Below are 1,094 nucleotides of genomic sequence, written 5' to 3' on the forward strand. Positions count from 1 at the left end.
TGGCTATCTCAGCCCTGAGGCGTTTGAGGAACAACTAGTCGCTTAGTAGTGTGTCCGTTGTTGGTGGGTAGGATCACCAAGTCACCTTTGCTGACGCAGAACATAATCTGAAGCGCCGTAATACTCGCGTGAGAAGTTTTCCTCTCAGGTGGAAGCTCTCACCCCATGACAGCAAATAGAAACTCAAATAGCGCCTTGTTATCCACAAGGTAAGTGTGGCCGAAAACCATATTCATTGAGTGCCATTCTGCACATCCATTGTATGCAGCTATTTTACAATCTCAATTAACCCGCCGAGGAAGATGCACCATATGAGATTAAATCTATGTGTAATTTTTCCGGATTGACTTTGAACACCCCAATTCCTGGCGTGACAACGACTCTCAACTTTCACCACTTACTGGAGTTGAATCAACGGGGCACTACCCTATTTGAGGATATTAATAAACATCTTGCTGAGAATGACAAGTGCTGCATGAAGACTCCATTGTAGATGCCACTGTTATCTCAACTCCAGCTTTGACTAAGAATAAAAAGACGCAGCACGACCCAGGAATTTCTCAAACCCAAAAAGGCAATCGGTGGTATTTTGGAATTAAGGTGCATATCAGTACAGATGACATTCTCGGATTCATCATAGTCTCAACGCAACAGCGACTAACCAGTATGACGTTACTGCGACAAGTAAATTGCCACATAGTGAATAAAAGCGAGCTTGGGGAGATTCTGGCTGCATCGGCTTGGAAAAGCGAGAAGAGCTTAGATCTAAAGATGTGGAGTGGCACATTACAGAGAAGCGGTGCCGCTCAAAGCATCGTTATGGTTTTGCTAAGCTGCTACAGGTAGAAAAAATATCTTCATCTATGAGAATGATCCTACCCATCAACAACGGACGCACTACTAAGCGACTAGTTTTTCCTCAAACGCCTCAGGGCTGAGATAGCCATTGGCGCTGTGAAGGCGGTTTCGATTGTAGTCTATCTCTATATACTCAAATACGGTTTCTCGCATGAGGCACCTTGTGGGAAAGCGGTTACCATGAATTGCTTCTACTTTAAGTGAGTGGAAGAACGTTTCTGCACAAGCGTTATCAT

General features: G+C 44.3%; 2 protein-coding genes. One reads left to right on the forward strand and one right to left on the reverse strand.

Features of this window, described 5'->3' with window-relative positions:
• Positions 1–468 precede the first annotated feature (468 nt).
• On the forward strand, positions 469–846 hold the full coding sequence (locus Q1A69_RS19975; protein WP_299589639.1) for a hypothetical protein: 378 nt from the start codon (positions 469–471) through the stop codon (positions 844–846).
• 54 nt (positions 847–900) lie between these two features.
• Here the strand turns inward: Q1A69_RS19975 and Q1A69_RS19980 are convergent.
• Positions 901–1,094 (reverse strand): IS3 family transposase (locus Q1A69_RS19980; RefSeq protein ID WP_299589641.1); only part of this gene is annotated, 194 nt, incomplete at its 5' end.

This window comes from uncultured Microbulbifer sp., assembly GCF_947498635.1.
GTDB classification, from domain to species: Bacteria; Pseudomonadota; Gammaproteobacteria; order Pseudomonadales; family Cellvibrionaceae; genus Microbulbifer; species Microbulbifer echini.